We start from the raw sequence: 23,965 nt of genomic DNA, 5'->3' as shown, positions 1-23,965 counted from the left end.
GGCAGTCAACGTTGCGTGGTAGCCGCCGCATCAGCCTGCCACCAGAATCGCTACCAAGATCAGAATTCCCACCAGCGCCAACCCCATGACGATGCCTGTCACGATGAAGGCCAACGGGCTGCCCTTCTCGAAATCCTCGCGCCGCTGCTGGTCTCGCTGAACGCCAAGAAATGCCGCCAGCACCGACTTGATCACATTCCACATCGCAATGCTCCCGATAGGCTCAGCAACTACCGAAGCATGCCACATCAAGGCCTGGGCGGGTGAAGACCTCCCTCTCGTGGCAGGAGAAAATTTCATGTCGCAACGCAGCAAAAATCCTGAGAGCACGCCATGCCTGAGCTACACTCAACGGACTACATTCCCACGCCACCCGCGCCTATTTGACAGGAGTTCGACATGGCCAGCGCCAGCACACCGACCACTCACCTCACCCCGGCCCTGGGTGCCTCACAGCCCATCATGGAGTGGTGGGCTCAGCAGTGGGTTCAGGGAATCACTCCGATGACACGCATGCAGCTCGCCTGGATGGAGAGCATGACCGACATGATGCAACAGGAGGCACGCTTCTTCGCCGCCCTTTCCGCTGCCGGGGAACAACTCAGCCACTGCTACGAAACCCACGGAACCGATCCAGAGAAGATGAAGGCGTGCTACGAGGAGATCGCCCGCGAAGTCGCCGATCAGCACATGCAGCGGTTCAAGCAAGTGGCGACCCTGCCCCAGGAATTCAGGCGTCGTATCTGGGAAGAGATCTGAACGAAAAACCGCCACCCGGCATGACCCGTAAGTGGCGGTTTTCTAGAATCAGTGGTCGGAGCGACAGGATTCGAACCTGCGACCTCTGCAACCCCATTGCAGCGCGCTACCAAGCTGCGCCACGCTCCGACTGTTCTTCGCATCGGACATGCGCCACGAAAACCAGCGATATCCGACACTTCCAGGGTGAACCGGCCAAGCCGGCGCCCCGAGAACGAGGCGTATACTAGCGCGTTCGAGCTCAAATGGAAAGTCCCTTTTGTACTTTCCTTTCAGTTGGTTGCCTTTGCAGAGTCCGTAATACACAAGCCCGCGTGCTTCACCACCGGCATCCACGTCGATGGGCCTCCTGTCGAGGATTTTTCTGCCAGTAACAATCGACGCTACCTTCCTCTCTGCATGATTCATTTCACAGCAAAGCTTCGCAGAGGGAGGAAACGCATGTCTCGCTTCACGCCCTCGCGGTGGATGGCGGCTGGCTCGCACGCTGATCGAGGCGCCTCACCTGCGCTGAGTTGCATTTCCTTCGGACTGGGCCATAATCGGGATAAACGTCAGGCTAGTATCCTGTCATACCACTTCGAATGACTGATACAGCCCGGTTCACGATCAGCATGCCCCTGACCACGATGTTCCTATAACCACAACGAGGAACCGCCATGCGACTGCGCGACAAGACGGCGCTGATCACGGCCGCAGGGCAAGGAATCGGCCGTGCCACCGCCCTGCGCTTCGCTGCCGAGGGAGCCCGTGTCATCGCCACCGACATCGACGCGAACAAGCTCGCCGACCTGGCCGCCACCGACGGTATCGAGACCCGCCGCCTGGACGTACTGGACGTCAGTGCCGTCGATGCCCTCGCCCGAGAACTGCCCCCCGTTAACGTGCTGTTCAACTGCGCCGGTTTCGTCGCCAGCGGTTCGCTGCTTGCCGGTAGCGATGACGACTGGGAGCTGTCGCTGGCCCTGAACGTGACCGCCATGATGCGCCTGACCCGCGCCCTGCTGCCCGCCATGATCGAGCATGGCGGGGGCAGCATCATCAACATGGCCTCGGTGGCCTCCAGCCTCAAGGGCGTGCCCAACCGCTGCGCCTACGGCACCACCAAGGCCGCGGTGATCGGCCTGACCAAATCGATTGCCGCCGACTTCATCACCCAGGGCATTCGCTGCAACGCCATCTGCCCCGGCACCGTGGACTCCCCCTCGCTGCGTCAGCGCATTCGCGACCAGGCGCGCCAACAGGGGCGCCCCGAAGCCGAGGTGCACGCCGAGTTCCTCGCCCGCCAGCCGCTGGGCCGGCTCGGCACGGCGGAAGAGATCGCCGCCCTGGCCACCTATCTCGCCGCGGACGAATCCGGCTATACCAACGGCACCGCCCAGGTCATCGACGGCGGCTGGCTGATCTGAACATGAGTTCGAGACGTGAATTGAGAGAGGAGACGACATGAAACTGCTGCGCTTCGGCCCCAAGGGCCACGAGAAACCCGGCCTGCTCGACGCCGACGGCGTGATCCGTGACCTCTCGGCCCATATCGACGACCTCGACGGCCGCCGCCTGGGGCGAAGCACCCTGGCGGAGCTGACCGGGCTCGATACCACGCGCCTGCCGGAGGTAGCTGCCGATACCCGGCTCGGGCCCTGTGTCGGCCGTGTCGGCAAGTTCATCTGTATCGGCCTCAACTACTCCGACCATGCTGCCGAAACCGGCGCCGTGGTGCCGCCCGAACCCGTGGTCTTCAACAAGTGGACCAGCGCCATCTGCGGCCCCAACGACGAGGTCATCATCCCCCGCGATTCACACAAGACCGATTGGGAAGTCGAACTCGGCGTGGTGATCGGCAAGCAGGCGCGCTACGTCGCCGAAGCCGATGCCATGGACCACGTGGCCGGCTACTGCGTGGTCAACGACGTCTCCGAGCGGGAGTTCCAGCTCGAGCGCAGCGGTACCTGGGACAAGGGCAAGGGCTGCGACACCTTCGGCCCGCTGGGCCCCTGGCTGGTGACGCCGGATGAGATCGCCGACCCCCACGCGCTCGACCTGTGGCTGGAGGTGGACGGCCACCGCTACCAGAACGGCAATACGCGCACCATGGTCTACCGCATCCCCTTCCTGATCAGCTACCTGAGCCGCTTCATGACGCTCGAGCCCGGCGACGTCATCTCCACCGGCACCCCGCCGGGAGTGGGCATGGGGCAGAAGCCGCCGGTCTACCTCAAGCCCGGCCAGCAGATGCGCCTGGGTATCGAAGGCCTGGGGGTACAAACACAGCGTGTGATCGCCGAACCTGCGGGCAACGCCTAGCGCCCTGTACTTGGAGCCACCATCCATGAGCGAGACAATTGCCAGCGACAGCGGCCAACTCGATAGCCTGCGCGTTCACGCCGCGGACAACGTACGAGTGGCCCTGAAGGACCTGCCGGCCGGCACCAGGGTAGAGGACCACGGCCGGCAACTGCAGCTGGCAGAACCTATCCGTCACAAGCACAAGTTCAGCCTCCAGGACCTCGCCCCCGACGACGCCGTGATCATGTACGGCGTCACCGTGGGGCGTGCCACCCGCCCGATCCCGGCGGGTACGGCCATCACCGTCGACAATACCGAGCACAGCACCGCCACCACCATGCCACAGGCCAAGCGCGGCGAATGGCATGCCCCGGACGTCTCAGCCTTTGCCGGTGTCACCTTCGATGGCTACCACCGCCCCAATGGCAAGGTCGGGACGGCCAACGTCTGGCTAGTGGTACCACTGGTGTTCTGCGAGAACCGCAACATCGAAGTGCTGCGCCAGTGCGTCGCCGATGCATTGGGCGAGGACCCCTACCGCGACTACAAGCGCATGGCTCGTACCCTGCTGCTCGGCGAGAGCGCCACCAAACAGGACACACCCGATCGCGAGCGGCTCTTCCCCAACGTCGACGGCGTGCGCTTTCTCACCCACACCCTGGGCTGTGGCGGCACTGACGACGATGCCCTCGCCCTGTGCCAGCTGCTGGCGGGCTATATCTGCCATCCCAACGTGGCCGGCGCCACGGTGCTCAGCCTGGGCTGCCAGAAGGCCCAGATCGACATGCTGAAAACCGCCGTGGCCGAGCGCGACCCCCAGGGGCCGCGCCCCGTTCACTATCTGGAGCAGCAGGCAAGCCTCAGCGAAGAGGCGCTGATTCGCGAAGCCCTGACGACCATCTTCGATGGCCTGGCCGAGGCCAATCGCATCGAACGCTCCCCCGCCCCGCTCTCGTCGCTCTCCCTGGGAGTGGAGTGCGGCGGTTCCGATGGTTTCTCGGGACTTTCGGCCAACCCGCTGGTGGGTGCGGTAGTCGACCGCCTGGTAGCGCTGGGTGGCAGTGGCATTCTCAGCGAATTTCCCGAGCTGTGCGGCGTCGAACACGAACTGGTGGCCCGCTGCCGCGACGACAGGGTGGCCGAGCGCTTCCGCTCGCTCATGGAGGCCTACCAGCAGCATGCCGCCCGGGTGGGGGCCGATTTTTCCATGAATCCCTCCCCGGGCAACATCCGCGACGGCCTGATCACCGATGCCATGAAGTCCGCTGGAGCGGCCAAGAAGGGAGGCGACAGCCCCGTCGTCGACGTGCTCGACTACACCGAACCGCAGACCCAGGCCGGCCTGAACCTGCTCTGCACCCCGGGCAACGACGTGGAATCCACCACGGCGCTGGCCGGCTCGGGCGCCAATCTGATCCTCTTCACCACAGGCCTTGGCACCCCCACCGGCAACCCGATCACGCCCGTGCTGAAGATCGCCAGCAACAGCGAACTGGCAACCCGCATGGGCGACGTGATCGACTTCGATGCCGGCCCCATCATCCGCGGCGAGGCAAGTATCGACGCACTGGCAGAACGACTGCTCAGGCTGTGCATCGACACCGCCTCGGGGCGCTATCGCCCGCACGCGGTGCGCCTGGCGCAGTATGATTTCATCCCTTGGAAGCGCGGCGTCTCTTTATAGTGGTATAACGTGGCTGCGCTCGCCTACGTTCTCTAGGTATGCGATTCACCTAGATGCAGCAGAGCGTCACTCCGCCAGGCGTTTTTTCAACTTCATGTACGTACCGTAATGGCGGTCGAGGTGGCGCCGCATGGCCGCTTCGGCGGCGTCGGGGTCGCGGGATTCGATGGCTTCGACGATCTCCGTATGGGCCGCCATTGCCGCCTTGTCCTCATCCTTCTGTTGCAGCACCTGGGCGCGACGGTCATCGAGCCATTCCGAGAGCGCCACGTGGATGGCATCGAAGATGGGATTACGGCCGATGCTCGCCAGCACGCCGTGAAAATCGTTGTCGGAGCGCTTGAAACGCGCCTCGTCGCCCAGCGCATCGCGATTGTCCTGCAGCGCATCGCGCAACCGGGCCAGGTCCTCGTCGCTGGCATGACGCGCCGCATAGCGCGCCAGGGAAATCTCGAACAGCGCCCGCGCCTCCTGGAAGTACTGCTGGCCGTCGGGCTTGGACAGCAGTTGACGCGTGACGCCGGAAAGGCGCGCCATCACCGACTCGGCCGTGGGGCGAATCACCCGGGCGCGGGTACCGCTGTTGATGGCGATCAGGCCGAGCTGCTGCAGGTGGAATAGCGCCTCGCGTACCGCCGGGCGGCCGACCCCGAACTGCTCCATCAGCTCGCGCTCGGAGGGCAGCTGGTCGTTTTCACTCAGCCGACCCTCGAGAATTTCCGCCTCGAGCTGCTCGGCCACCTGCTCGGAAAGCGTCTTGCGCTCGACCCGATATCTGCTCATAGGCTGATGCTCCTGTTAATGTCGTCAATCGCCGCCAGTTTACCGTATTTTGACATCGATCCACTCACGGCAGACGTTGCAGCGCAGCGACGTCGAGGCGCTCGGCGAGTTCGCGATAGGCCGCCTGGTTGGCGCCATCCAGGGGGATACCCTCGGCATCACAGCGCGCCTGGCAGGCCCACTCCCGGTCACCCGGCGCCAGCACGCAAGCCTCCCCGCGCCCCGGCTGGGCACGCAGGTCGGCGAGGTAATCGCGCATTCGCCCCGGATAAGGGTCGCCCGGAGCGAAGGCATCCGGCTCGAGCGCCAGGAAGAAGTGCCCGACTCCCCGCGGCGTAGCCATGTCCGGCCCTCCCATGGGCAGTAGCCGAAAGCCATTCGCCATGCCTGCCAGGGTGGAGCTGAGCACTTCGACCATGCCACCCAGGCCAGCTCCCTTGAAGCCGAAGTCCGCCCCACCCAATGGCAGCAGCGCCGCCACCTCCGCAGGGGTTCGCGTCACCCTGCCCTCAGCGTCCGCCGCCACCTGGTCGGGCAGCTCGCGGCCGATGGCGCCGTATTGCTGTACGCGGTTCCAGGGGATCGAACTGGTGGCCATGTCGAGCAGATAGGGCGAGCCATCGGCTACCGGCGCGGCAAAGGCGATGGGATTGGTGCCGTGGAAGGGTCGACTGCCACCATGCAGCAGCACGAAGGGGTCGGAATTGCACACCGCCAGCCCGATCAGGCCACGCTCGGCTGCAGCCAGGGCATAGCAGCCCGCCGCACCGAAATGCGAGGAGTTGCCCACCGCCACCGCCCCCATGCCGACCTCCTCGGCCATGTCGGCGGCATGCGCCATGGCGGCATAGCCGGCCAGATGACCGAAACCGTTGCCGGCATCGAGATACCCAGTCGCAGGCAGGCGGCGTTCGAAGCGCATCTCAGGCGAGCCCGCGATACGCCCGCCCTGCAGCGCGCGCACGTAATGCGGCAGCAGGCGCAGGCCATGGCTGTCGGTGCCCATGCGCGATGCGGTCACCAGCGCCCGGGTCACGGCCTCGGCCGAGGCAGCATCGGCGCCAGCACGCGCCAGCACCGCCAGCATGAAGCGCTCCAACTCGCCTCGTGCAACCCGGAATTCCGCCAACGAATCGCTCATCGCTCACTTCCCTTGTGCAGTCGTAGAAGCCTCACCGGTAAACCAGGGTGGGCAGCCACATGGAGATGGCCGGCACGAAGGTAACCAGCAGCAGGCAAATCACCAGCGGGATCAGGAACGGAATCGTTCCCCGCATGCAGCGCTCGAAGCTGACGTTGGAAACCCGTGACAGCACGTAGAGCACCATTCCCACCGGCGGCGTCAGTAAGCCGATCATCAGGTTGAGCACCATGATCACCCCGAAGTGCACGGGGTCGACACCCACGGCCATGACCAGCGGCAACAGCACCGGCACCAGGATGGTGATGGCGGCAATGGTTTCCATGAAGCAACCCACCAGGATCAACACCAGGTTGGCCATCATCAGCACCACCACCTTGCTATCGGAGTAGGGTCCCATCAGGGCGATGACATGCTGGGTAACCTGGTTACTGGTGAGGATCCAGGCAAAGATCGAGGCGGCCGCCACGATGAACAGGATCACTGCCGTGGTCTCGATGGTTTCCATGCTCACCTTGAGCAGCTTGCGCCAGGTCAGGGTGCGATAGATCACCACGCCCAGGAACAGCGCGTAGAACACGGCGGCCACGGCCGCCTCGGTGGGAGTGAAGGCCCCGGTGATGATGCCGCCGACGATGATCACCGGCGTCATCAGAGAAAGTAGTGCCCGGCCGAAGGTATGCCCCAGCACGCGCATGGAGAAGATGGCATCGCGCTGGTAGCCGCGGCGCCGCGAGATCAGGAAGATCATCAGCATCAGCATGGCGCCCATGAGCAGCCCAGGCAGCAGGCCGGCGGCAAACAGCTGGCCCACCGAGGCCGAAGCCATGACTCCATAGATCACCATCGGCAGGCTGGGCGGGATGATCGGCCCGATGGTAGACGACGCCGCGGTGATGCCGACGGCGAACTCCTCGTCGTAGCCGGCATCCTTCATCGCCTTCACCTCGATCATGCCGAGCCCGCCGGCGTCCGCCACCGCCGCGCCGGACATGCCCGAAAAGACGATGCTCGCCCCCACGTTGACGTGACCGAGGCCACCGCGCATCCAGCCCATCAACGCCTTGGCGAAGTTGAAGATACGCTCGGTGATGCCGGCGTTGTTCATCAGGCTGCCGGCGAAGATGAAGAAGGGAATCGCCAGCAGCGGAAAGCTATCGATGCCGTTGATCATGCGATGGGCCACCACGATGTCGGGCACCTGGCCGCTGATCAGCACGAACATCAGGCAGGAGCCCGCCAGGCTGATGGCAATCGGCATTCCCAGCACCAGCATGGTGAACAGCGAAAAGAACAGGAAGGAGAGGTAGTGCCCCATCACCGCCAGAACGATACAGCCCAGCACGGCCAGGGCCGAGAGCGTGGGCGTGACGATGGGCTTCTGCCAGCGCATCACGGAGAGTCGAGCCATGCGTAGCCTCGCGATTAGATCTTGTCAGTGGGGGTCGGACGGAGCGGGCTGGCCCTGTCGGCGCTCTGCCATGATGCGGTTTACCAGCCGCTGCAGCCCGCGCAGCGCCATCAACACGAAGGCCGCACACACGGCGTAATAAAGCACGCTCTTGGGCACATCCACGGAGATCATCATTCCCCCCGTGCGCCCCGAGAGCTTGAACGTGATCCAGGCAAGCATGCCGTAGAAGGCGATACTCGCCACATCGACGCAGAGGTTGAGCAGCCGCGACAACCAGGTAGGCATGTAGTGGTAGAAGAACTCCACCATGATGTGGGTGCCCTTGCGCGCCGCCATGACACTGCCGATGAAGCCGACCAAGATCAGCAGATAGCGGGCGATCTCCTCGGTCCAGGTAGTGGAATCGCCCAGCACGTAGCGGGTGAAGAACTGCAGGAACACGACGAAGATCAGCGCCCAGAACACTACCAGGGTGACGTAGTCCTCCACGGCGTAGTCGCTGAAGCGGAAGTCGTCGTCATCGAAAGCCAGATTGAAATCGATTTCGGGCCCTGGGGGCTCCGACAACGGCGTCTTGGAAGATGGGGTCTGGGACATTGATCAGGCCTCCTGGCCAGCCCCATGCCCATAGGCATGGGGCTGAAGCGAGATGAAGGTGCTCGGAAAGGTTTCAGGAAACGCTTTCCGTTACTGACCGATGGCCTGCAAGCGGTCGTACGTCTCTTCGTCCCATGTCGCCGCATCGCCCAGGTGCTGAGGCATCACGGCCTCGCGGAAGGGGGCGCGATCCACCTCGTTGACCGTGGTGCCCTGCTCCTCGAACCATGCCACCAGGTCCTGCTCAGCCTGGACGATCTCCTCGGTGTTGTTGCGTGCCGCCTCCTCGAACACCTCGCGGAAGATCTCGCGGTCCTCCTCGGAAAGCTGGTTCCAGCGCGGGCCACCGACGATGGTGATCAGCGAATCGGTGATGTGCCCGGTCAGGTTGATGTAGTCCTGTACCTCGTGGAAGGCCTTGGCCCGAATGGTGGGTAGCGGGTTCTCCTGGGCATCCACCACGCCCTGCTGCAGGGCCAGGTAGACCTCGTCGAAGGCGATCGGTGTCGGGTTGGCGCCCACGGCACGCGGGAACATCATGTAGAGCGGCGCATTGGGCACGCGGATACGCAGGTTGCGCATGTCTTCGGGCACGCTGATCTCCTTGTTGGAGGTCACGTGTCGCTCGCCATAGTAATTGAGGGCAACGGGCACGTTGCCGGTGGCATTCTGGTAGCCCTCGGCAATCTCCTGGAACAAATCGCTATCCGCATACGCCTGCCAGTGATCGAAGTCGCGGAACATGTAGGCTGCCCCGGCGATGCCGATCGGCCCGTAGGAGCGACCCGCAAACTGCGTGCCGGTATAGATGACATCGATGGTACCCAGCTCGAGCCCCTCGTTGATGTCCTCCTCCTTGCCCAGCGACGACGCAGGATGCACCTGCATGGTATAGCGCCCCTCGGTGCGCTCCTCGATCTGCTCGGCAGCCCACAGCGCCCACTTGTGAAAGGGTTCGGAAGTCTCGTAGACGTGGGCGAATCGCAGGCTTTCCTGGGCGGATGCCGCCATGCTGATGCTCGCTGCCGCCAGGGCAACGGCCGTCATGTGCAGGAACTTGGGCTGGCGTTGGCGCTTGTGGCTCATATTGTTCTCCTCACAACCTCTTATTGTGCTTATCGATTCAGGTAGCAGGCATTTGGGTAGTCGCTTCAGCACGTGGCGTTTGGCCATGTCAGTCGGCCTGATGCCGTCTTGTCGCATACTGTCTTGCTGTATACGTATCATACCACCCATTCCAAACCTAGCTTGTCCCCTGCTACCGCGCAACCGACAAACGCCTCGTTGGCAAAATTGGCTTGGGTCAGGTGCCGGCAGCCCCTACCCCGACCTCGCGATGCAGGCGCAGCAGCAGGCCGGGGTCGCCGAAGCCTCCCGCCTTGGTCATGACATGGCAGCGCGGGTCACCATCGAGAACCCCCAGCACGACGCCTGGCTCCCATTCCGTGGCGACATCGATGAAACGCGCCCCCAGGCAGCCCAACGCCGCCATGGCAATATCGCCCCCGGTCAGAAACAGCAGCTTCACGACCGACGGCGGCCATGCGGCCACTGTCGTTGCGACACGCTCCCCCATCGCCCTGGCCACTTCGGCGGGATCGTATGCACCATCGGTTGCCCCAGGCACCAGCAGGCGTAGCGACGACGCCCCTGTCGCAAGCGGGGCATCGAGCGCCGCCTCCGGCTTCAGTTCGGGCGCACCCTGCCGCAGCCGCTGGTATTGGACGAGCGCACGCGGGCTGCGCGAACCCAACGCATAAAGGCAATGGCTAACGTCGCCAAGCGACATTAGGGGCCCACGCATCAGGCCGAAGCAGCGCTGGGCAACCGCCGCGGCCAGGCCGGCGGCCCCCACCAGCAGCCAGGCCTCCGGCTGACGGGAAACGGCATCGTAAAGGTAGGCAAGCTCCTGGGAAGTGGAGGTATCGGCCACGCAATGTTCGGCGGGCAGGTCCCGGCCAGGCGCTGCCCGCCAACGCTGCATGGCCGCTCCTGCTGCCGTGAAGGCGATGTCCAGCGGGCCGATCAGCGGGCGCGAACGGGCATCTGCCCCGTAAGCGGTGCGCGCGAGCGGCACGCCCTCCACCCAGACCTCGGCATCCCGCACCCCTCGCCCCTGGGCGGGCACGGCCGGCGCCAGCAGCAGGCGGCGACCGGTGGCGCGCGTCATGGCCAGGCTCTCGGCCAATACCTGGCCACGCAGGGTCGAGTCGATCTTCTTGAACCACACACTCGGGGCAAGGCGTGCCAGCAGTCGGGAAGCCTCGGCGACCCGAGCCGCCGCCTCCCGCTCCGACAGGTGACGCGACTCGGTATTCACCGCGATCACCGGCGGGCAATCCTCCCGCCACGCTTCGAGGCACTCTTTCAAGTACTCGTCCAGGTGCTCCAGCGCAACGAACACCCGGGTGTGGGCACCGCGGGCCGCGAAAGGCGCCGCGGCATCCAGCGCCCCGGTCAGGTCATCGGCGACGATGACGATGCGACAGCGGTTCATGCCCCCGCGCTCACGGCCAAGCGTCGGGCGTAGGCAATGGCCGCGCCCATGTTGGTGGCATCCGCCCGGCCCTGCCAGGCAATGTCGAATGCCGTGCCGTGATCCACCGACGTGCGCATGAGGGGCAGCCCCAGGCTCACGTTGACCGTGGTATCGAAGGCGATCAGCTTCACCGGGATATGCCCCTGGTCGTGATACTGGGCCACCACCAGGTCGAACTCGCCGCGGGATGCGCGATAGAAGACGGTATCGGCCGAGATCGGCCCCTGTACGTCGAAACCCCGCTCGCGCAGCGTACGCACCGCGGGCGCAATGATCCGCTCGTCCTCGTCGCCGAAAATGCCGCCCTCGCCGCAGTGTGGGTTGAGCCCGGCCACGGCGATGCGCGGCGCTGCCACACCCATGGCTTTCAGATGCGCGTTGCCCACCGCCACGGTGGCCGCGATGCGCTCCTCGGTCACCCGCTCGATCGCCCCACGCAGCGACACGTGAGTGGAAACGTGCAGCGTGGAGAGCGTTTCGGAGGCCAGCAGCATGAACGAAGAAGGCGCCTGGGTCAGGGCTGCCAGCATGCCGGTATGGCCATCGTAGAAGTGGCCGGCCGCGTGCAGCGCCGCCTTGTTCAGGGGTGCCGTGACGATGACCCGTGCGCGCCCGGCCTGTACCAGCTCCACCGCTCGCTTGACGCAGCGAAAGGCCAGGTCGCCGGCATCGGCGCCGATCCGGCCATCGGGGATCGAAGCCCCCGCGGGCACCTTCACCTCGGCCACGGTCACACTACGATCATCTCGCCCATCACCGGGCCTGGCCTCTTCCAGCGCCACGAAGTCGAGCGGCGCATCGATCAGAGCCGCGGCACGCCGATAGATCGCAGGGTCGCCCACCAGCAGGGTGCCGCCTCGTTCCTCGGGCGTCATGCCGGCCACCGCGCGGCAGATGATCTCCGGGCCGATGCCAGCGGGATCGCCCATGGTGATAGCAAGTGAGTACTCAGGGCCGGCCGTCGTCTCCCTCATGGCATCAACTGGCCTCCGTTTACCTCGATGATCTGACCGGTCACGTAGCCGCTCATGCTGTCGGTGCCAAGGAACACATAGGCTCCCACGCATTCTTCGGCGACCCCCGTGCGCCCCATGGGGATGGAAGCGGACACCGCGGCCAACTGCTCCTCGGTGGAGTGGCGAACGTGGAAATCGGTAGCGATGACACCCGGCGCCACGGCATTGACGCGGATGTTGTCGTCCATTAGCTCCTTGGCCATGTTGCGTGTCATGGTGCTGACGAAGCCTTTCGCCGAGGCATACAGGCCCGCGCCCGGGCCGCCCCCGTTGCGCGCCGCAATCGACGTGGTATGAATGATGTTGCCGCCACCGGCGCGCTTGAAGTGCGGCAGTGCGGCCCGGGAGACCATCACCACCGAGCGCACGTTGAGATCCATTACACGGTCGTAGTGCTCGTCGTCGATTTCGGCCAGCGCGACCCGCCCCAGCATGTCGCCGGCATTGTTGATCAGCAGGTCCAGGCCACCCAGCTGCTCGGCGGCCTCGTCGACGACACGCCTGGCCTCCTCGGAACGGCTCACGTCGCCCTGAACGACCACGGCCTCGCCGCCTGCCGCCCGGATGTCCTCGGCCACCGCCTCGGCCTTGTCGGCGCTGGCGTGGTAGTGCACCGCGACCCGGGCGCCCAAGGCACCCAACTGCCGCGCCACGGCGGCGCCGATACCGCGGCTGGCCCCGGTGATCAGTACCCGCTTGCCTTTCCACTCATCGAGCATCGCTGAAATCTCCCCCAGATTAGATGTTTCCACTCTTATCGCGCTGTGCGGCTGCCGATGCGGCTGGCTGTCGACCCCGCTCGGCACCTTGCGCTAGAGTGATATTTGTTTGGCATACCTGTCATACAACACGACACAGATAGCATGGTAGACGAGTCCTGGCCAAACGCCAGGCCCCTCGCAACGCCAGGCAACCCTCGCAAGGAGGCAGCATGACCACCATTACCCGAGTCGACGTGCAGGACATCCGCTTTCCCACCTCGCGCAACCTCGACGGTTCGGATGCCATGAACGCCGCGCCCGACTACTCCGCCACCTACGTCATCCTGCGCGTCGACGACGGCGGCGCCGAAGGCCACGGTCTCACCTTCACCATCGGCCGCGGCAACGAGATCGTCGTCGCTGCCGTGAATGCCCTGGCCCACCTGGTCGAGGGCCGAACGCTGGCCTCGATCACGGCCGACATGGGCGCCTTCTGGCGCGAGATCACTGGCGACAGCCAACTGCGCTGGATCGGCCCCGACAAGGGCGCGATCCACCTGGCCACCGCGGCCTTGGTCAACGCGGTGTGGGACCTGTGGGCCAAGCGCGAGGGCAAGCCCGTGTGGAAGCTGCTGGTGGACATGTCGCCCGAGCAGCTGGCGCGCTGCCTCGACTTCCGCTTCGTCACGGACGCCATCACCCCCGAGGAAGCCATCGCCCTGTTACGCCGACGGGAGGCCGGCAAGGCCGAGCGTGAAGCCGAGATGAAGCGCGACGGCTTCCCCGCCTACACCACCTCGGCCGGCTGGCTCGGCTACACCGACGACAAGGTTCGCCGCCTGGCGCGGGAGGCGCTCGCCGAGGGCTGGACCCACTTCAAGCAAAAGATCGGTGGCGACCAGGAGGAGGACGTTCGCCGTGCCGCCCTGCTGCGCGAGGAGATCGGCTGGGATAACGTGCTGATGATGGATGCCAACCAGGTCTGGGAGGTCGACGAGACGATCGCCAAGATGCGCTGCCTGGCCGAGTTCGATCCGCTGTGGATCGAGGAGCCCACCAGTCCCGACGACATCCTCGGCCACGCCGAGATCCGCCACCGCGTCGCGCCCATCGGCGTAGCCAGCGGCGAGCACTGCCACAACAAGGTGATGTTCAAGCAGTTCTTCCAGGCCGAGGCGCTCGACTACTGCCAGCTCGATGCCGCGCGCCTGGGCGGGCTCAACGAGGTGATCCTGGTGGCTCTGATGGCCGCCAAGTTCGGCGTGCCTGTCTGCCCCCATGCCGGCGGCGTCGGGCTGTGCGAATACGTCCAGCACGTCTCGCTGTTCGACTACATCGCCGTTGCGGGCAGCCTGGAGGGGCGCGTGCTGGAATACGTCGATCATCTACATGAGCACTTCGTCGATCCGGTGGTCATCGAACGCGGGCGCTACCGGGCGCCCGAGGCGCCGGGCTACAGCATCACCATGCGCCCCGAGTCACTGGCCCGGCACCGATTCCCGAATGGTGCCGCCTGGAAGGAGGAGAGCTGACATGAAGCGAGAGGCTTTTCTCGAAGCACTCGCCGCGCGCCTGGGCGAGCGTAGCGTGCGACGCAAACCCGACGACATGACCCGCTACGTGGCGGACTGGGCCGGCGACCGGCTCGGCACGCCGCTGGCGGTGGCCCGCCTCGCCTCTGCCGAGGAAGTCGTCGAGACCGTTCGCCTGTGCCGGGAACATGGCGTGCCCATGGTGCCCCAGGGCGGCCACGGCGGCCTGGTGACAGGCGCCCTGCCGCCGCCGATGGCAACGAGCTGGTGATCAGCCTGGAGCGCATGAATCGAGACGAATAAGAGAGAAGAGAGGAGGATAAGGATGCGCACAAGCTTACGGTTTCCCGTTGCGACCTGCCTGGCGCTGGCGATACATGGCACGCCGACCTTCGCTCAAGAGGCGCAAGAAGCTTGCGAGCCGAGCGAGCAGCAGCAGGCCATGCTCGAACGCGTCAACGAAGCCCGCAGTGAAGCGCGTCAGTGCGGCGATGACGAATATGAAGCGACCGAACCGCTGGAATGGAACTGTCGCCTGGCCGTGGCGGCCCAGGCCCATTCCCAGGCGATGGCTGAAGAGGAGTTCTTCGGCCATACCGGAGAGGATGACGAAGGGGTTGCCGCACGGGTGAGCGAAGCGGGTTACGAGTGGATGGCCGTGGGCGAGAACATCGCTGCCGGCCAGGCCGATGTCGAAGCCGTCATGGCCGGTTGGCTGGACAGCCCGGGGCACTGCGCCAACATCATGAGCGATAAATTCACCGAGATGGGCGCCGCCTCCGTCGAGGCCGAAGAGTCGCGCTATTCACCCTTCTGGACGCAGGTGTTCGCAGGCCCTCGATAAACACATGCCAAGCGGGCGTATCGTGCCAGCGCAGAAAGAGCAGAAAGAAGAGATGGAGCAGCGTAGCGATACGCGGAAGCGAGAAGCTGGTAATAAATAGAAGAACAAGGAACGGAACGAGAGGAAAGCGGTGCAACGGCTAACGGGAGATTCGGTCTGGACCCTCCCTGGTCCAATGGCAGAGCGGGATGAGAATCAGGGAATGTAGGCAGCGATGGCGTCGCAAGCTGCCTGCTGGGCTAACGCATGGGATTCCCAGTGGCTCAGCACTTCGTTGGTCAGGCCTTCAGCACTCTGTTGTGTTGGCATGAGGTTTCTCCTGTGTGACATCGAGAAACATCATGCCGCAGCTTTGTCGACATTTCATTAGGGTTACGACAATTTGCCCACTTGACCCAAAGATACGCCACTGTATGTCATGATTCTCACCCCTGCACCGATCAAGCGCTTGGAAAATGCTTCCATAGCTGTTTTGGTGCGTTTATTGCCTAATTCACCCTCAGACAGCTTCTACGAGCCAACGAAACAGCTTCAGGCGCACCTGATACGCCAACTTTCCCAATAGGGAAAGAATTGCGCAGCCAACAAGCCTGAAGACGCCACTTTCCCGATAGGGAAAATTTTGTTGTCATTGCCGAGTGCTCCTGCTAAATTTTCCCAATCGGGAAAATCATACAGAGCCCATCATGCCCAATGCCGCCCACCCCATCCGCAACGCAGCAACCCTCGGCCGCCTGATCCGCCAAGCGCGCAAGCAACAGGGCCTTACCCTGGAAACCCTGGCGGGCCTCTGCGGGCTGAGCATCCGTTTTCTCAGTGAGCTGGAAAATGGACGCGAGACCTGCAGCCTGGTGCGGGTGCTTTGGGTGCTCGATGCGCTGGGCATCGAGCTGACGGCGCAGCTACCCGAGGCCCAAGGCACATGAACCGCCTCGATACGCTGAGCGTATGGCGTGACGACAAGCGGGTAGGCGTGCTGTGGAGGGGCAGTGGCGAACGGCTGATCGGCTTCGAGTACGACAATGAATGGCAGGCATACGGCCACGCCATCTCTCACAGCCTGCCGCTGGAAAAGCGCACCTGGCTTCCTGAAGAGCAAACGGCTCACCGCTGGTTCGGCAACCTGCTGCCCGAAGAGCAGGCCCGCGCCGCACTGCTCAAGCGCCTGGCCATACCCGACGACGATTTCGCGCTGCTGGAAGCCATCGGCGGTGACTGTGCCGGCGCCCTGACGATCCTGCCCCCCGACCAAGTGCCGACATGCCAATGGGAAACGACACCGCTGGCGCTCGACAAGCTCGCCCAATGGGCGGCCTTTCGCGACCGCTATTCGCTCATGGGCAGCGAAGGAAGTGACCCGCGCCCGCGCCTGTCGCTGGCGGGCGCCCAGGACAAGATCCCGGTACTGGTCGAAAACGGCGAACTCAAGCTGCCCAGGGGCGCCACACCCTCTTCCCACATCCTCAAGTTCGCCGTGGACGGCCGCGACCTGATCGTGCTCAACGAGCTGTTCCTGAATACGCTGGCACGCCTGGCCGGGCTGGCCTGCCCCACCACCACGATAGGCCAGGCCGAGGGGCACCCCTATCTTCTCGTGGAGCGCTACGACAGGGCCGGCATCGGCACGCCTGAGCTACGCCGCGTTCATCAGGAAGACTTCTGCCAAGCCATGGGGCTTTCACGAATCGACAAGTACCAGGCACCTAACGGGCCACGCTTCGGACAGTGCATCGCCACGGCCCGTCAGGCTTGCCGGCCCAGCGCCGCCTCGGTCCAGCACCTGCTGCGCTGGCAGATCTTCAACGTGCTGGTCGGCAATACCGACGGCCATGCCAAGAACATCTCCCTGCTTCAGGACGAGCGCGGCCAATGGCAGGTCGCGCCCGCCTACGACCTCGTCGGCACGCTGGTACTGGGCTATCACCGCGACTTGGCCTTCTCGGTCGGCGAGCAGGTCAACTCGCAACAGCTACTGCCCCGCGACTGGCAGGCCTTCGCCAAGGAGTGCCGCTTCAGCTACCCCTTCGTGCGGCGCGAGACACTCGCGCTCGCCGCCCGCCTGCAGGAGCTGCTCGATTCCCAGGAGCTGCGGCACATCCTGACCGCTGCCGGACTGAGCGAGCGCGGCTGGCGCCGGCTTCAGCAGCAGCGCCAGCATATCCAGGCCCAGTGCCACAAGGCGCAACGCTGGTAATAGCAGCATCCGAGCCTCCCCAGGCTCGCCTTCCACGCCCCTTCCCACGCAAGCCGCCCAATAAAAAAACCCCAAGAATTTGACAAACTGCAGTGCGGTGAACTAACTATTGTATTTATTCGTATAAATACAATAATTGGACATGCAGACGCATTCACGCCATCCCCCGGAACCGGAGGATGGATACTCCCCCACCAAACAAAACAAGGGGATAGACGATGTTGAAAAACCTGCCACCACTCAAGCTCGCCCTCTACGGCGGCGTTCTCCTCGGCTTCGTCATGCTGGAAAGCCCAGCGATCATGATGGCCAACCAGATCGAGCCCATGCTGATGGGCATACCCTTTCTTTTCCTCTGGAACCTGGCCTGGTGGGCCGTCATTACAGTTCTGTTCCTGGTGGCCTACCTGACCGACTGGGGTAGCCGAACCACCAACGACAGCACCCGCTGAGGAGGCCGACCATGACCGGCAGCATCTTCATCATTGCCGCTTTCATGATCATCCCGCTGATCGTCGGGGTGGTCTCTTCACGTCAGTCACAGGAAACCAGTGAAGACTTCTTCGTCCAGGGCAGGGCCATGGGCAGCGTCGCTGTGTTCTTCACCGTTGCCGCCACCTGGTGGAGCGCCTTCGCCTTCCTCGGCTCCAATGCCACCTTCTACACCGGCGGGCCGGTCTACCTGACCGCCCTGGCCTGGAACCTGCTGTTCGGCTTCATGTACTACTGGGTCGGCAAGCGCGTCTGGTTCCTGGGTAAGCGCTTCAACTACCTGACGCCATCGGACCTGATGGGCGACTTCTACAACAGCGAAGCCCTGCGCATCGTGGTCGCCATCATCACCCTGGTCTTCACCGTGCCCTACCTGCAGATCCAGCTGACAGGCGGCGCCTACCTGATCGAGGTCGCCTCCGGCGGCGTGATCCCCTTCTGGCTGGCGGCCTTGCTGTTCTACTTCATCATCATCGTCTACGTCTGGATCGGCGGGATCCGGGCCATCGCCTGGACCGACGTCATCTACGGCGCGCTGCTGTTCTTCGGCATGATGTACGCCGGCTACTACATCTCATCCCACGTGGGCGGGCCCGGCGCCCTCTTCGCCCAGCTGCAGCAAACCTCGCCGGAGCACCTGACCATGCCGGGGCCCAACGGCAACATGGGCTACAGCATGTGGTTCTCGCTGTTCGTGATCGTGGCGATCGGCGCCTTCATGGGGCCGCAGATCTGGCTGCGCATGTACTCGGTGAAGAGCGGCCGGCTGTTCAACCTGATGCCGTTCCTGCTCGGCCTGGCCGCCTTCGCCTACTTCGGTTCGGTGCTCTCCGGCTACAGCGGCGTGCTGCTGGAGCCCGGCGTCGAGAACCCCGACCAGATCCTGCCGATCATGCTGATGAACTACGCGCCCTACCTGCTGGCCTCGCTGATCATGGCCGCTGGCGCCTCCGCTGCCATGTCCACCGCCAACTCGCAGATCCATGCGGTCTCCACCGTGGTGACCATGGACATCTACCAGCGCTACGTGAACCGCGAGGCCACCCAGGCGCGCATCGTCGGCGTGGGTCGCCTCTCGCTGGTAGGCTTCTCGCTTGTCGCCTATGTCATGGCCCTGACCGTGCCCGGCGTGCTGGTTACCATCGGCATTGCCGCCCTGGCCGGTACTGCGCAGTTGATCGTGCCCACCCTCGGCGCCATCACCTGGCGGCGTGCGCACCCCATGGGTGCCCTGTGGGGGCTGCTGGCCGGGGTCACCTGCGTGCTGGTGCTGACCTATACGCCGCTGACCAGCGCCCCGCTGGGCCTGCATGCCGGCATTTGGGGGCTGCTGCTCAATGCCGGTGTCTTCATCGGCCTGAGCCTGGCCCTGCAACGCCAGGACCGGGAGGTAGTGGAACGCTTCGCCCAGGCACGCCACGACTACGATGCCGAGTACCACCCCGAACGCCTGGACGGCAACGCCAGTCCGGCAGCCGAGACATCACCGGTACGCTGAAACGAAGAAAATCCGGGGCCTGCCACGCCAGGTCCCGGCCACGCATGGGAGATAACGCATGGCCGCACCGCCCCGCCGTCGCCAGAAACTGGCGGAACTGATCAGCGACGACATCAAGCGCTGGATCGCTACCGAGGGCCTGTCCGAAGGCGAACGCCTGCCCAACGAGAAGACCTTGATGGAACTCTACGGCTGCGCCAAGGGCACCGTGCGCGAAGCCCTCAAGATCCTCGAAGTGGAAGGGCTGATCACCCTGAAGACCGGCCCCAACGGCGGCGCCGTGATCAACATGCCGACCATGGAGCCGGCCAGCCGCATGCTGCGCAACTTCCTGCACTTCAAGTCACTGGACGGCCACCAGGTGTACCAGCTGCGCAAGCTGCTGGAGGTCGAACTGGCGGTGTCGGTGGTCGGGCGGCTCAGCGAGCTGGACCTGGCCAACCTCGAGGCGAACATGGCGGCCTGCGAACACAGCCGGCCTGACGACGAGGACCAGCGCCGCCAGCGCTTCCTCGAGCTGGAATTCCACAACCTGCTGGCCCGGGCCTGCCCGAACCCCCTGCTCGCCTTCATGTGCCGCTTCCTCAACGACATGCTGCGCGACCTGGTGGTAGTCAAGAAAGCCTACGTTCCCGAGCGCAGGCAGTTCGACGAGGCCAACCACTGCTACCACCGCGAACTGGTGGCCGCCTACCGGGCACAGGACAGTGAACGCGTGCGCGCCCTGATGCAGGAACACATGGAAGATGCCGAACACCACATGTCGGCACTGGAGGCCGAAATGGCCGCCCAGATGCTCGTCGATCCGAATGGCTTCGGTGAACTGACCCAGGAGTCGCCGCTACGGCAGTTCACTCCGGTGCGATAGCCCGATACGTGAACCCGACGCGAGAGCCCGCCGACCACGACACAGGAAACGCTATGTCACTTTCTCAGACCCAAGCTCACACGCAAGCCCAGACCGCACCGCAGCTCGACCAGCTGCGAACCGACAGCGACCGCCTGTGGCAGGCCCTGATGGACCTGGCCAGGCTCGGCGCCACCCCCAAGGGCGGGGTCAACCGTCAGGCCCTGACCGAGCTCGACCGGCAGGCGCGCGACCTCTTCATCGAGTGGTGCCGCGCCGAGGGCTGCAGCATTCGTATCGATAACATCGGCAATATCTTCGCCCGCCGGCCGGGGCAGGACATCAATGGCCCCGCAGTGGTCACCGGCAGCCACCTCGACACCCAGCCCACCGGCGGCAAGTACGATGGCTGCTTCGGCGTGCTGGCCGGGCTGGAGGTGATTCGCACCCTCAACCAGCACGACATCCAGACCCGCTCGCCCATCGAAGTCGTTGCCTGGACCAATGAGGAAGGCTGCCGCTTTCCCCCCTGCATGATGGGTTCGGGCGTGTTTGCCGATCAGCTCGCGCTGGACAAGATGCTCGCCCAGACCGACGCCGAAGGCACCACCGCCGCCGACGCGCTGGATGCCATCGGCTACCGCGGCAGCGATATGGTTTCGCCGAGCGAGATCAAGGCTTACTTCGAGGCTCATATCGAGCAGGGGCCGATCCTGGAGGACACCGCCAACACCATTGGGGTGGTGATCGGTGCCCTGGGCCAGAAATGGTTCGACCTCACACTCACCGGGGTCGAGGCCCACGCCGGCCCCACGCCCATGGCCCTGCGCAAGGACGCCCTGATGGGCGCCGCGGAAGTGACCCTGGCCGTCAACCGCATCGCCAACGCCCATCAGCCCCACGGGCGCGGCACGGTGGGCGTAATGAACCTGCATCCCGGCTCGCGCAACGTCATTCCCGGCCAAGTGAAGATGACCGTGGACCTGCGCCACCTCGAGCCCGAAACTCTCGATGCCATGGCCGCTGAACTCGAAGCAACGATCACGGAGATTGGCCAGCGCCATGGCCTTGCCGCCGAACTCACCCCCGCCGCCGACTTCGCTCCCGAGCACTTTGACAAAAGCTGCGTCGGCGCAGTGCGCCAGGCCGCCCAACGACTCGACTGCCCGCACATGGATATCGTCAGCGGCGCCGGTCACGATGCGATCTTCGTCAATCGCGTTGCCCCGGCCGCGATGATCTTCGTGCCCTGCGAGAACGGCATCAGCCACAACGAGATCGAGAACGCCACCCCCCACGATCTGCACAGCGGCTGCAATGTTCTGCTGCATGCCATGCTGGATGTCGCCGGGGTCGTCGACGCCGGCAAGGAGTGAGCCGACCATGACACACGCTCACCTTCCCAGCGATCTTGCCACGCTCACGGCCAGTAAGGCGCTGGCCCTGTTCAGGTGCAAGGCGCTCTCTCCGGTAGAGCTGACAGCAGACTGCCTGGCCCGTATCGAACGCCACCAGCCCAACCTGAACGCCTTCGCCCACGTGGCAGCGGAACAGGCCCTGGATGCCGCCCGCGCTTCGGAAAGCCGCTGGCTGGCCGGCACGCCATGCGGCCCGCTGGACGGCATTCCCACCACCATCAAAGACCTGACCCAGACCCGCGGCATGCCGACCCGCCTGGGCTCGAGTACCAGCGACTCAGACGGGCCATGGGAGTCCGACGCTCCTGTCAGCCGACACCTGCGTGAAGCCGGTGCCGTGCTCATCGGCAAGACCACTTCACCGGAATTCGGCTGGAAGGGAGTGACCGACAACCCCCTCCACGGCATCACGCGCAACCCCTGGGATACCCGCCTGACCCCAGGAGGTTCCTCCGGCGGCGCGGCAGCCGCGGCGGCACTCAACCTCGGCATGCTCCACCAAGGCAGCGATGCCGGCGGCTCGATCCGCATACCCTGCAGCTTCACCGGCACCTTCGGCATCAAGCCCACCTTCGGCTGGGTACCGCAGTGGCCGGCAAGCATCATGAGCACCCTCTCGCACCTGGGCCCCATGACGCGCAGCGCCGAAGACAGCGCCCTGATGCTCAGCGTGCTGGCCCAACCAGACGCGCGAGACGGCCATCTCGGCAACCCCGCACGTTGCGACTGGCTGAGCCCGCCGCCGCCGAACCTGAAAGGGTGGCGCATCGCCTACAGCGCCGACCTAGGCTACGCGAAGGTCGCACCCGATATTGCCGAGCGAGTCGAACAAACCGTCGGGCTGCTCCGCGAACTCGGCGCTACGGTCGAGCGGCTCGATCCCGGCTTCGACGACCCCCGCCGCACCTTCGATACCCTCTGGTTCGCCGGCGCCTCGCAGCTACTGGAACGGCTGGACGAGCGGCAGCAACGGCAGCTCGACCCCGGGCTTCTGGCCATTGCCCGTCGCGGCCAGGACGTTTCCCTGGGCGACTACCTGGCGGCCTGCCGCGAGCGCGAGCGGCTCACCGCCCACATGGCCGAGTTCCACCAGCGCTACGACCTGCTGGTCACGCCCACCCTGCCGATCTCCCCCTTCGAAGCCGGCCGCGACGTACCCGCCGAAGGCGGCTACGGCTCCTGGGTGGACTGGACCCCCTTCAGCTACCCCTTCAACCTCACCCAACAGCCGGCTGCCTCGATACCCTGCGGCCTCGATGCCCATGGGCTACCCGTCGGTCTTCACCTGGTCGGTCCAAAATTTGAGGACCAAAAGGTGATCCAGGCAGCGCGCCTGCTCGAGCCGCACCTGCCCAGGCTCGAGCCGCCCGGCCTCCGCGCCTCCTAGCCAATTGCGGAAGGCCAGTACAAAAGCAAAGCGCCAGGCATCTGCCTGACGCTTTGCTTGCCCGCTACCTCAACGCAATTTCACCCCCCATCCTCCCCCACATAGGTCAGGTTGGTTTCCCAGCTCTTGCTGCTGACCTGAATGGCGGCCTGCACGCCCTCGCGATCTCCTTTGACGAACGCCTGGTAGATCGCCTTGTGATCCTTCAACGCCACGTCGGGTAGGGTCTGCATCGAGGTTTCGAGTGCGGCTTCGATCAGCTGCAGCAACGTCTCGCCGACGCGAATCGTCATCGGGTTGTGGGTGGCGTGCAGGATGGCGCGGTGAAACGCCACGTCGTGTCGCGCGGTCTGCTCACCGTTGGCGATGGCCGCCTCCATGTCGTCGATGGCCTGCCGGATTCGTGCGTGATCTTCCGGGGTGGCATTGCTCATCGCCTGCAGGGTGTAGGCGGGTTCGAACATGCGGCGGAACTCCAGCACGTCGCGGGTCATGCCGCGGGCGAGGATCATCCCGAAGGCCATGGGGTCGACGATCGGGTCGCCGGGCTCACGCCGAATCACGGTGCCCTGCCCTCGCCGCACCTCCACTATGCCAATGGCCTGGAGCATCTTGATCGCTTCGCGAACGCTGGATTTACCGATGCCCAGGCTATGCGTGAGTTCGCTCTCGGAAGGCAGAAAATCTCCCGGCTTGAGTTCGCCACGAATCAGCGCGCTCTTGATTCGCTCGAGGAGCTGCATGGCGACCGAGCTTCGCTCGATGGAGCCTCCAAACGGTTCGGTCGGTATGGCTTGGGTCGTGAGCTGACGTTTCAAACTCATTGGCGTCTC

24 protein-coding genes and 1 tRNA gene are annotated in these 23,965 nt (G+C 64.6%); 14 read left to right on the top strand and 11 right to left on the bottom strand.

All coding sequences use genetic code 11. The features are described 5' to 3' along the window. Window positions 1-30: 30 nt before the first annotated feature. Window positions 31-204, bottom strand: coding sequence for a DUF2970 domain-containing protein (locus ACUY1T_RS00295; RefSeq protein ID WP_446019725.1), 174 nt, complete (start codon window positions 202-204; stop codon window positions 31-33). 195 nt (window positions 205-399) lie between these two features. On the opposite strand from ACUY1T_RS00295, the gene ACUY1T_RS00290 reads away from it, so the two are divergent. After that, complete coding sequence (locus ACUY1T_RS00290; RefSeq protein WP_446019724.1) at window positions 400-759, top strand: hypothetical protein; 360 nt, start codon at window positions 400-402, stop codon at window positions 757-759. Between the two features lie 52 nt (window positions 760-811). Here ACUY1T_RS00290 and ACUY1T_RS00285 read toward each other — a convergent pair. Continuing rightward, a tRNA-Pro gene (locus tag ACUY1T_RS00285) sits at window positions 812-888 on the bottom strand. A gap of 530 nt (window positions 889-1,418) precedes the next feature. Here ACUY1T_RS00285 and ACUY1T_RS00280 point away from each other — a divergent pair. Genes ACUY1T_RS00280 through ACUY1T_RS00270 form a run of 3 tightly spaced genes read left to right on the top strand, consistent with a single transcriptional unit; the run spans window position 1,419 to window position 4,729 of the window. Continuing rightward, on the top strand, window positions 1,419-2,168 hold the full coding sequence (locus ACUY1T_RS00280) for an SDR family oxidoreductase (RefSeq protein WP_446019723.1): 750 nt from the start codon (window positions 1,419-1,421) through the stop codon (window positions 2,166-2,168). A gap of 37 nt (window positions 2,169-2,205) precedes the next feature. Beyond that, window positions 2,206-3,063 (top strand): fumarylacetoacetate hydrolase family protein, encoded by an 858-nt coding sequence (locus tag ACUY1T_RS00275; protein WP_446019722.1) that lies wholly within the window; start codon window positions 2,206-2,208, stop codon window positions 3,061-3,063. 25 nt (window positions 3,064-3,088) lie between these two features. Next, window positions 3,089-4,729, top strand: a complete 1,641-nt coding sequence (locus tag ACUY1T_RS00270; RefSeq protein WP_446019721.1) for a UxaA family hydrolase — start codon at window positions 3,089-3,091, stop codon at window positions 4,727-4,729. A 66-nt stretch (window positions 4,730-4,795) separates the two neighbouring features. On the opposite strand, the gene nanR is transcribed toward ACUY1T_RS00270, so the two are convergent. From nanR to ACUY1T_RS00230, 8 genes are all read right to left on the bottom strand, one after another. Then, window positions 4,796-5,512, bottom strand: a complete 717-nt coding sequence (gene nanR, locus ACUY1T_RS00265; protein WP_446019720.1) for a transcriptional regulator NanR — start codon at window positions 5,510-5,512, stop codon at window positions 4,796-4,798. Window positions 5,513-5,576: 64 nt separating this feature from the next. After that, window positions 5,577-6,653, bottom strand: coding sequence for an Ldh family oxidoreductase (locus ACUY1T_RS00260; RefSeq protein WP_446019719.1), 1,077 nt, complete (start codon window positions 6,651-6,653; stop codon window positions 5,577-5,579). Window positions 6,654-6,684: 31 nt separating this feature from the next. Beyond that, window positions 6,685-8,064: a TRAP transporter large permease gene (locus ACUY1T_RS00255; protein WP_446019718.1), complete on the bottom strand. Its 1,380-nt coding sequence runs from the start codon at window positions 8,062-8,064 to the stop codon at window positions 6,685-6,687. 24 nt (window positions 8,065-8,088) lie between these two features. Next, window positions 8,089-8,664: a TRAP transporter small permease gene (locus ACUY1T_RS00250; protein ID WP_446019717.1), complete on the bottom strand. Its 576-nt coding sequence runs from the start codon at window positions 8,662-8,664 to the stop codon at window positions 8,089-8,091. A gap of 90 nt (window positions 8,665-8,754) precedes the next feature. Next, window positions 8,755-9,750, bottom strand: coding sequence for a sialic acid TRAP transporter substrate-binding protein SiaP (locus tag ACUY1T_RS00245; protein ID WP_446019716.1), 996 nt, complete (start codon window positions 9,748-9,750; stop codon window positions 8,755-8,757). A gap of 217 nt (window positions 9,751-9,967) precedes the next feature. Next, entirely contained in the window at window positions 9,968-11,161 is a 1,194-nt protein-coding gene (locus ACUY1T_RS00240) for a four-carbon acid sugar kinase family protein (RefSeq protein WP_446019715.1), read from the bottom strand. Continuing rightward, complete coding sequence (pdxA, locus tag ACUY1T_RS00235; protein ID WP_446019714.1) at window positions 11,158-12,177, bottom strand: 4-hydroxythreonine-4-phosphate dehydrogenase PdxA; 1,020 nt, start codon at window positions 12,175-12,177, stop codon at window positions 11,158-11,160. The genes ACUY1T_RS00240 and pdxA overlap by 4 nt, the downstream gene beginning before the upstream one ends. Continuing rightward, complete coding sequence (locus tag ACUY1T_RS00230) at window positions 12,174-12,938, bottom strand: SDR family NAD(P)-dependent oxidoreductase (RefSeq protein WP_446019713.1); 765 nt, start codon at window positions 12,936-12,938, stop codon at window positions 12,174-12,176. Before ACUY1T_RS00230 ends, pdxA begins: the two co-directional genes overlap by 4 nt. Before the next feature lie 212 nt (window positions 12,939-13,150). On the opposite strand from ACUY1T_RS00230, the gene ACUY1T_RS00225 reads away from it, so the two are divergent. The 10 genes from ACUY1T_RS00225 (at window position 13,151) to ACUY1T_RS00180 (ending at window position 23,132) form a co-directional block, all read left to right on the top strand. Then, on the top strand, window positions 13,151-14,452 hold the full coding sequence (locus tag ACUY1T_RS00225) for an L-fuconate dehydratase (RefSeq protein ID WP_446019712.1): 1,302 nt from the start codon (window positions 13,151-13,153) through the stop codon (window positions 14,450-14,452). 1 nt (window position 14,453) lies between these two features. Continuing rightward, window positions 14,454-14,723, top strand: coding sequence for an FAD-binding oxidoreductase (locus ACUY1T_RS00220; RefSeq protein ID WP_446019711.1), 270 nt, complete (start codon window positions 14,454-14,456; stop codon window positions 14,721-14,723). A 54-nt stretch (window positions 14,724-14,777) separates the two neighbouring features. After that, window positions 14,778-15,296, top strand: a complete 519-nt coding sequence (locus tag ACUY1T_RS00215; RefSeq protein WP_446019710.1) for a CAP domain-containing protein — start codon at window positions 14,778-14,780, stop codon at window positions 15,294-15,296. A 686-nt stretch (window positions 15,297-15,982) separates the two neighbouring features. Continuing rightward, window positions 15,983-16,222 carry a helix-turn-helix domain-containing protein gene (locus ACUY1T_RS00210; RefSeq protein WP_446019709.1) on the top strand — a complete coding sequence of 80 codons (240 nt, stop codon included), beginning with the start codon at window positions 15,983-15,985 and terminating at the stop codon, window positions 16,220-16,222. Further along, the gene (locus ACUY1T_RS00205) at window positions 16,219-17,490 is read left to right on the top strand and encodes a HipA domain-containing protein (protein WP_446019708.1); all 1,272 of its coding nucleotides are present in this window, start codon (window positions 16,219-16,221) and stop codon (window positions 17,488-17,490) included. Before ACUY1T_RS00210 ends, ACUY1T_RS00205 begins: the two co-directional genes overlap by 4 nt. 218 nt (window positions 17,491-17,708) lie before the next feature. After that, window positions 17,709-17,942: a hypothetical protein gene (locus ACUY1T_RS00200; protein ID WP_446019707.1), complete on the top strand. Its 234-nt coding sequence runs from the start codon at window positions 17,709-17,711 to the stop codon at window positions 17,940-17,942. Between the two features lie 11 nt (window positions 17,943-17,953). Continuing rightward, the gene (locus ACUY1T_RS00195) at window positions 17,954-19,480 is read left to right on the top strand and encodes a sodium:solute symporter family protein (protein WP_446019706.1); all 1,527 of its coding nucleotides are present in this window, start codon (window positions 17,954-17,956) and stop codon (window positions 19,478-19,480) included. A 58-nt stretch (window positions 19,481-19,538) separates the two neighbouring features. Further along, window positions 19,539-20,348 (top strand): FadR/GntR family transcriptional regulator, encoded by an 810-nt coding sequence (locus tag ACUY1T_RS00190; RefSeq protein WP_446019705.1) that lies wholly within the window; start codon window positions 19,539-19,541, stop codon window positions 20,346-20,348. Between the two features lie 53 nt (window positions 20,349-20,401). Further along, window positions 20,402-21,703 (top strand): Zn-dependent hydrolase, encoded by a 1,302-nt coding sequence (locus ACUY1T_RS00185; RefSeq protein ID WP_446019704.1) that lies wholly within the window; start codon window positions 20,402-20,404, stop codon window positions 21,701-21,703. Window positions 21,704-21,710: 7 nt separating this feature from the next. Then, window positions 21,711-23,132, top strand: a complete 1,422-nt coding sequence (locus ACUY1T_RS00180; protein WP_446019703.1) for an amidase — start codon at window positions 21,711-21,713, stop codon at window positions 23,130-23,132. Window positions 23,133-23,212: 80 nt separating this feature from the next. On the opposite strand, the gene ACUY1T_RS00175 is transcribed toward ACUY1T_RS00180, so the two are convergent. Beyond that, window positions 23,213-23,956, bottom strand: a complete 744-nt coding sequence (locus ACUY1T_RS00175) for a FadR/GntR family transcriptional regulator (protein ID WP_446019702.1) — start codon at window positions 23,954-23,956, stop codon at window positions 23,213-23,215. Window positions 23,957-23,965 lie beyond the last annotated feature (9 nt).

It is taken from the genome of Billgrantia sp. Q4P2, from assembly GCF_052806135.1.
This window is presented reverse-complemented; position numbering and strand designations above follow the sequence as displayed.

What these genes read in the sequence shown, in the direction of transcription:
- ACUY1T_RS00295 (WP_446019725.1), bottom strand. Translation starts at nt 204, where the DNA reads ATGTGGAATGTGATCAAGTCGGTGCTGGCGGCATTTCTTGGCGTTCAG.
- ACUY1T_RS00290 (WP_446019724.1), top strand. Translation starts at nt 400, where the DNA reads ATGGCCAGCGCCAGCACACCGACCACTCACCTCACCCCGGCCCTGGGT.
- ACUY1T_RS00280 (WP_446019723.1), top strand. Translation starts at nt 1,419, where the DNA reads ATGCGACTGCGCGACAAGACGGCGCTGATCACGGCCGCAGGGCAAGGA.
- ACUY1T_RS00275 (WP_446019722.1), top strand. Translation starts at nt 2,206, where the DNA reads ATGAAACTGCTGCGCTTCGGCCCCAAGGGCCACGAGAAACCCGGCCTG.
- ACUY1T_RS00270 (WP_446019721.1), top strand. Translation starts at nt 3,089, where the DNA reads ATGAGCGAGACAATTGCCAGCGACAGCGGCCAACTCGATAGCCTGCGC.
- nanR (WP_446019720.1), bottom strand. Translation starts at nt 5,512, where the DNA reads ATGAGCAGATATCGGGTCGAGCGCAAGACGCTTTCCGAGCAGGTGGCC.
- ACUY1T_RS00260 (WP_446019719.1), bottom strand. Translation starts at nt 6,653, where the DNA reads ATGAGCGATTCGTTGGCGGAATTCCGGGTTGCACGAGGCGAGTTGGAG.
- ACUY1T_RS00255 (WP_446019718.1), bottom strand. Translation starts at nt 8,064, where the DNA reads ATGGCTCGACTCTCCGTGATGCGCTGGCAGAAGCCCATCGTCACGCCC.
- ACUY1T_RS00250 (WP_446019717.1), bottom strand. Translation starts at nt 8,664, where the DNA reads ATGTCCCAGACCCCATCTTCCAAGACGCCGTTGTCGGAGCCCCCAGGG.
- ACUY1T_RS00245 (WP_446019716.1), bottom strand. Translation starts at nt 9,750, where the DNA reads ATGAGCCACAAGCGCCAACGCCAGCCCAAGTTCCTGCACATGACGGCC.
- ACUY1T_RS00240 (WP_446019715.1), bottom strand. Translation starts at nt 11,161, where the DNA reads ATGAACCGCTGTCGCATCGTCATCGTCGCCGATGACCTGACCGGGGCG.
- pdxA (WP_446019714.1), bottom strand. Translation starts at nt 12,177, where the DNA reads ATGAGGGAGACGACGGCCGGCCCTGAGTACTCACTTGCTATCACCATG.
- ACUY1T_RS00230 (WP_446019713.1), bottom strand. Translation starts at nt 12,938, where the DNA reads ATGCTCGATGAGTGGAAAGGCAAGCGGGTACTGATCACCGGGGCCAGC.
- ACUY1T_RS00225 (WP_446019712.1), top strand. Translation starts at nt 13,151, where the DNA reads ATGACCACCATTACCCGAGTCGACGTGCAGGACATCCGCTTTCCCACC.
- ACUY1T_RS00220 (WP_446019711.1), top strand. Translation starts at nt 14,454, where the DNA reads ATGAAGCGAGAGGCTTTTCTCGAAGCACTCGCCGCGCGCCTGGGCGAG.
- ACUY1T_RS00215 (WP_446019710.1), top strand. Translation starts at nt 14,778, where the DNA reads ATGCGCACAAGCTTACGGTTTCCCGTTGCGACCTGCCTGGCGCTGGCG.
- ACUY1T_RS00210 (WP_446019709.1), top strand. Translation starts at nt 15,983, where the DNA reads ATGCCCAATGCCGCCCACCCCATCCGCAACGCAGCAACCCTCGGCCGC.
- ACUY1T_RS00205 (WP_446019708.1), top strand. Translation starts at nt 16,219, where the DNA reads ATGAACCGCCTCGATACGCTGAGCGTATGGCGTGACGACAAGCGGGTA.
- ACUY1T_RS00200 (WP_446019707.1), top strand. Translation starts at nt 17,709, where the DNA reads ATGTTGAAAAACCTGCCACCACTCAAGCTCGCCCTCTACGGCGGCGTT.
- ACUY1T_RS00195 (WP_446019706.1), top strand. Translation starts at nt 17,954, where the DNA reads ATGACCGGCAGCATCTTCATCATTGCCGCTTTCATGATCATCCCGCTG.
- ACUY1T_RS00190 (WP_446019705.1), top strand. Translation starts at nt 19,539, where the DNA reads ATGGCCGCACCGCCCCGCCGTCGCCAGAAACTGGCGGAACTGATCAGC.
- ACUY1T_RS00185 (WP_446019704.1), top strand. Translation starts at nt 20,402, where the DNA reads ATGTCACTTTCTCAGACCCAAGCTCACACGCAAGCCCAGACCGCACCG.
- ACUY1T_RS00180 (WP_446019703.1), top strand. Translation starts at nt 21,711, where the DNA reads ATGACACACGCTCACCTTCCCAGCGATCTTGCCACGCTCACGGCCAGT.
- ACUY1T_RS00175 (WP_446019702.1), bottom strand. Translation starts at nt 23,956, where the DNA reads ATGAGTTTGAAACGTCAGCTCACGACCCAAGCCATACCGACCGAACCG.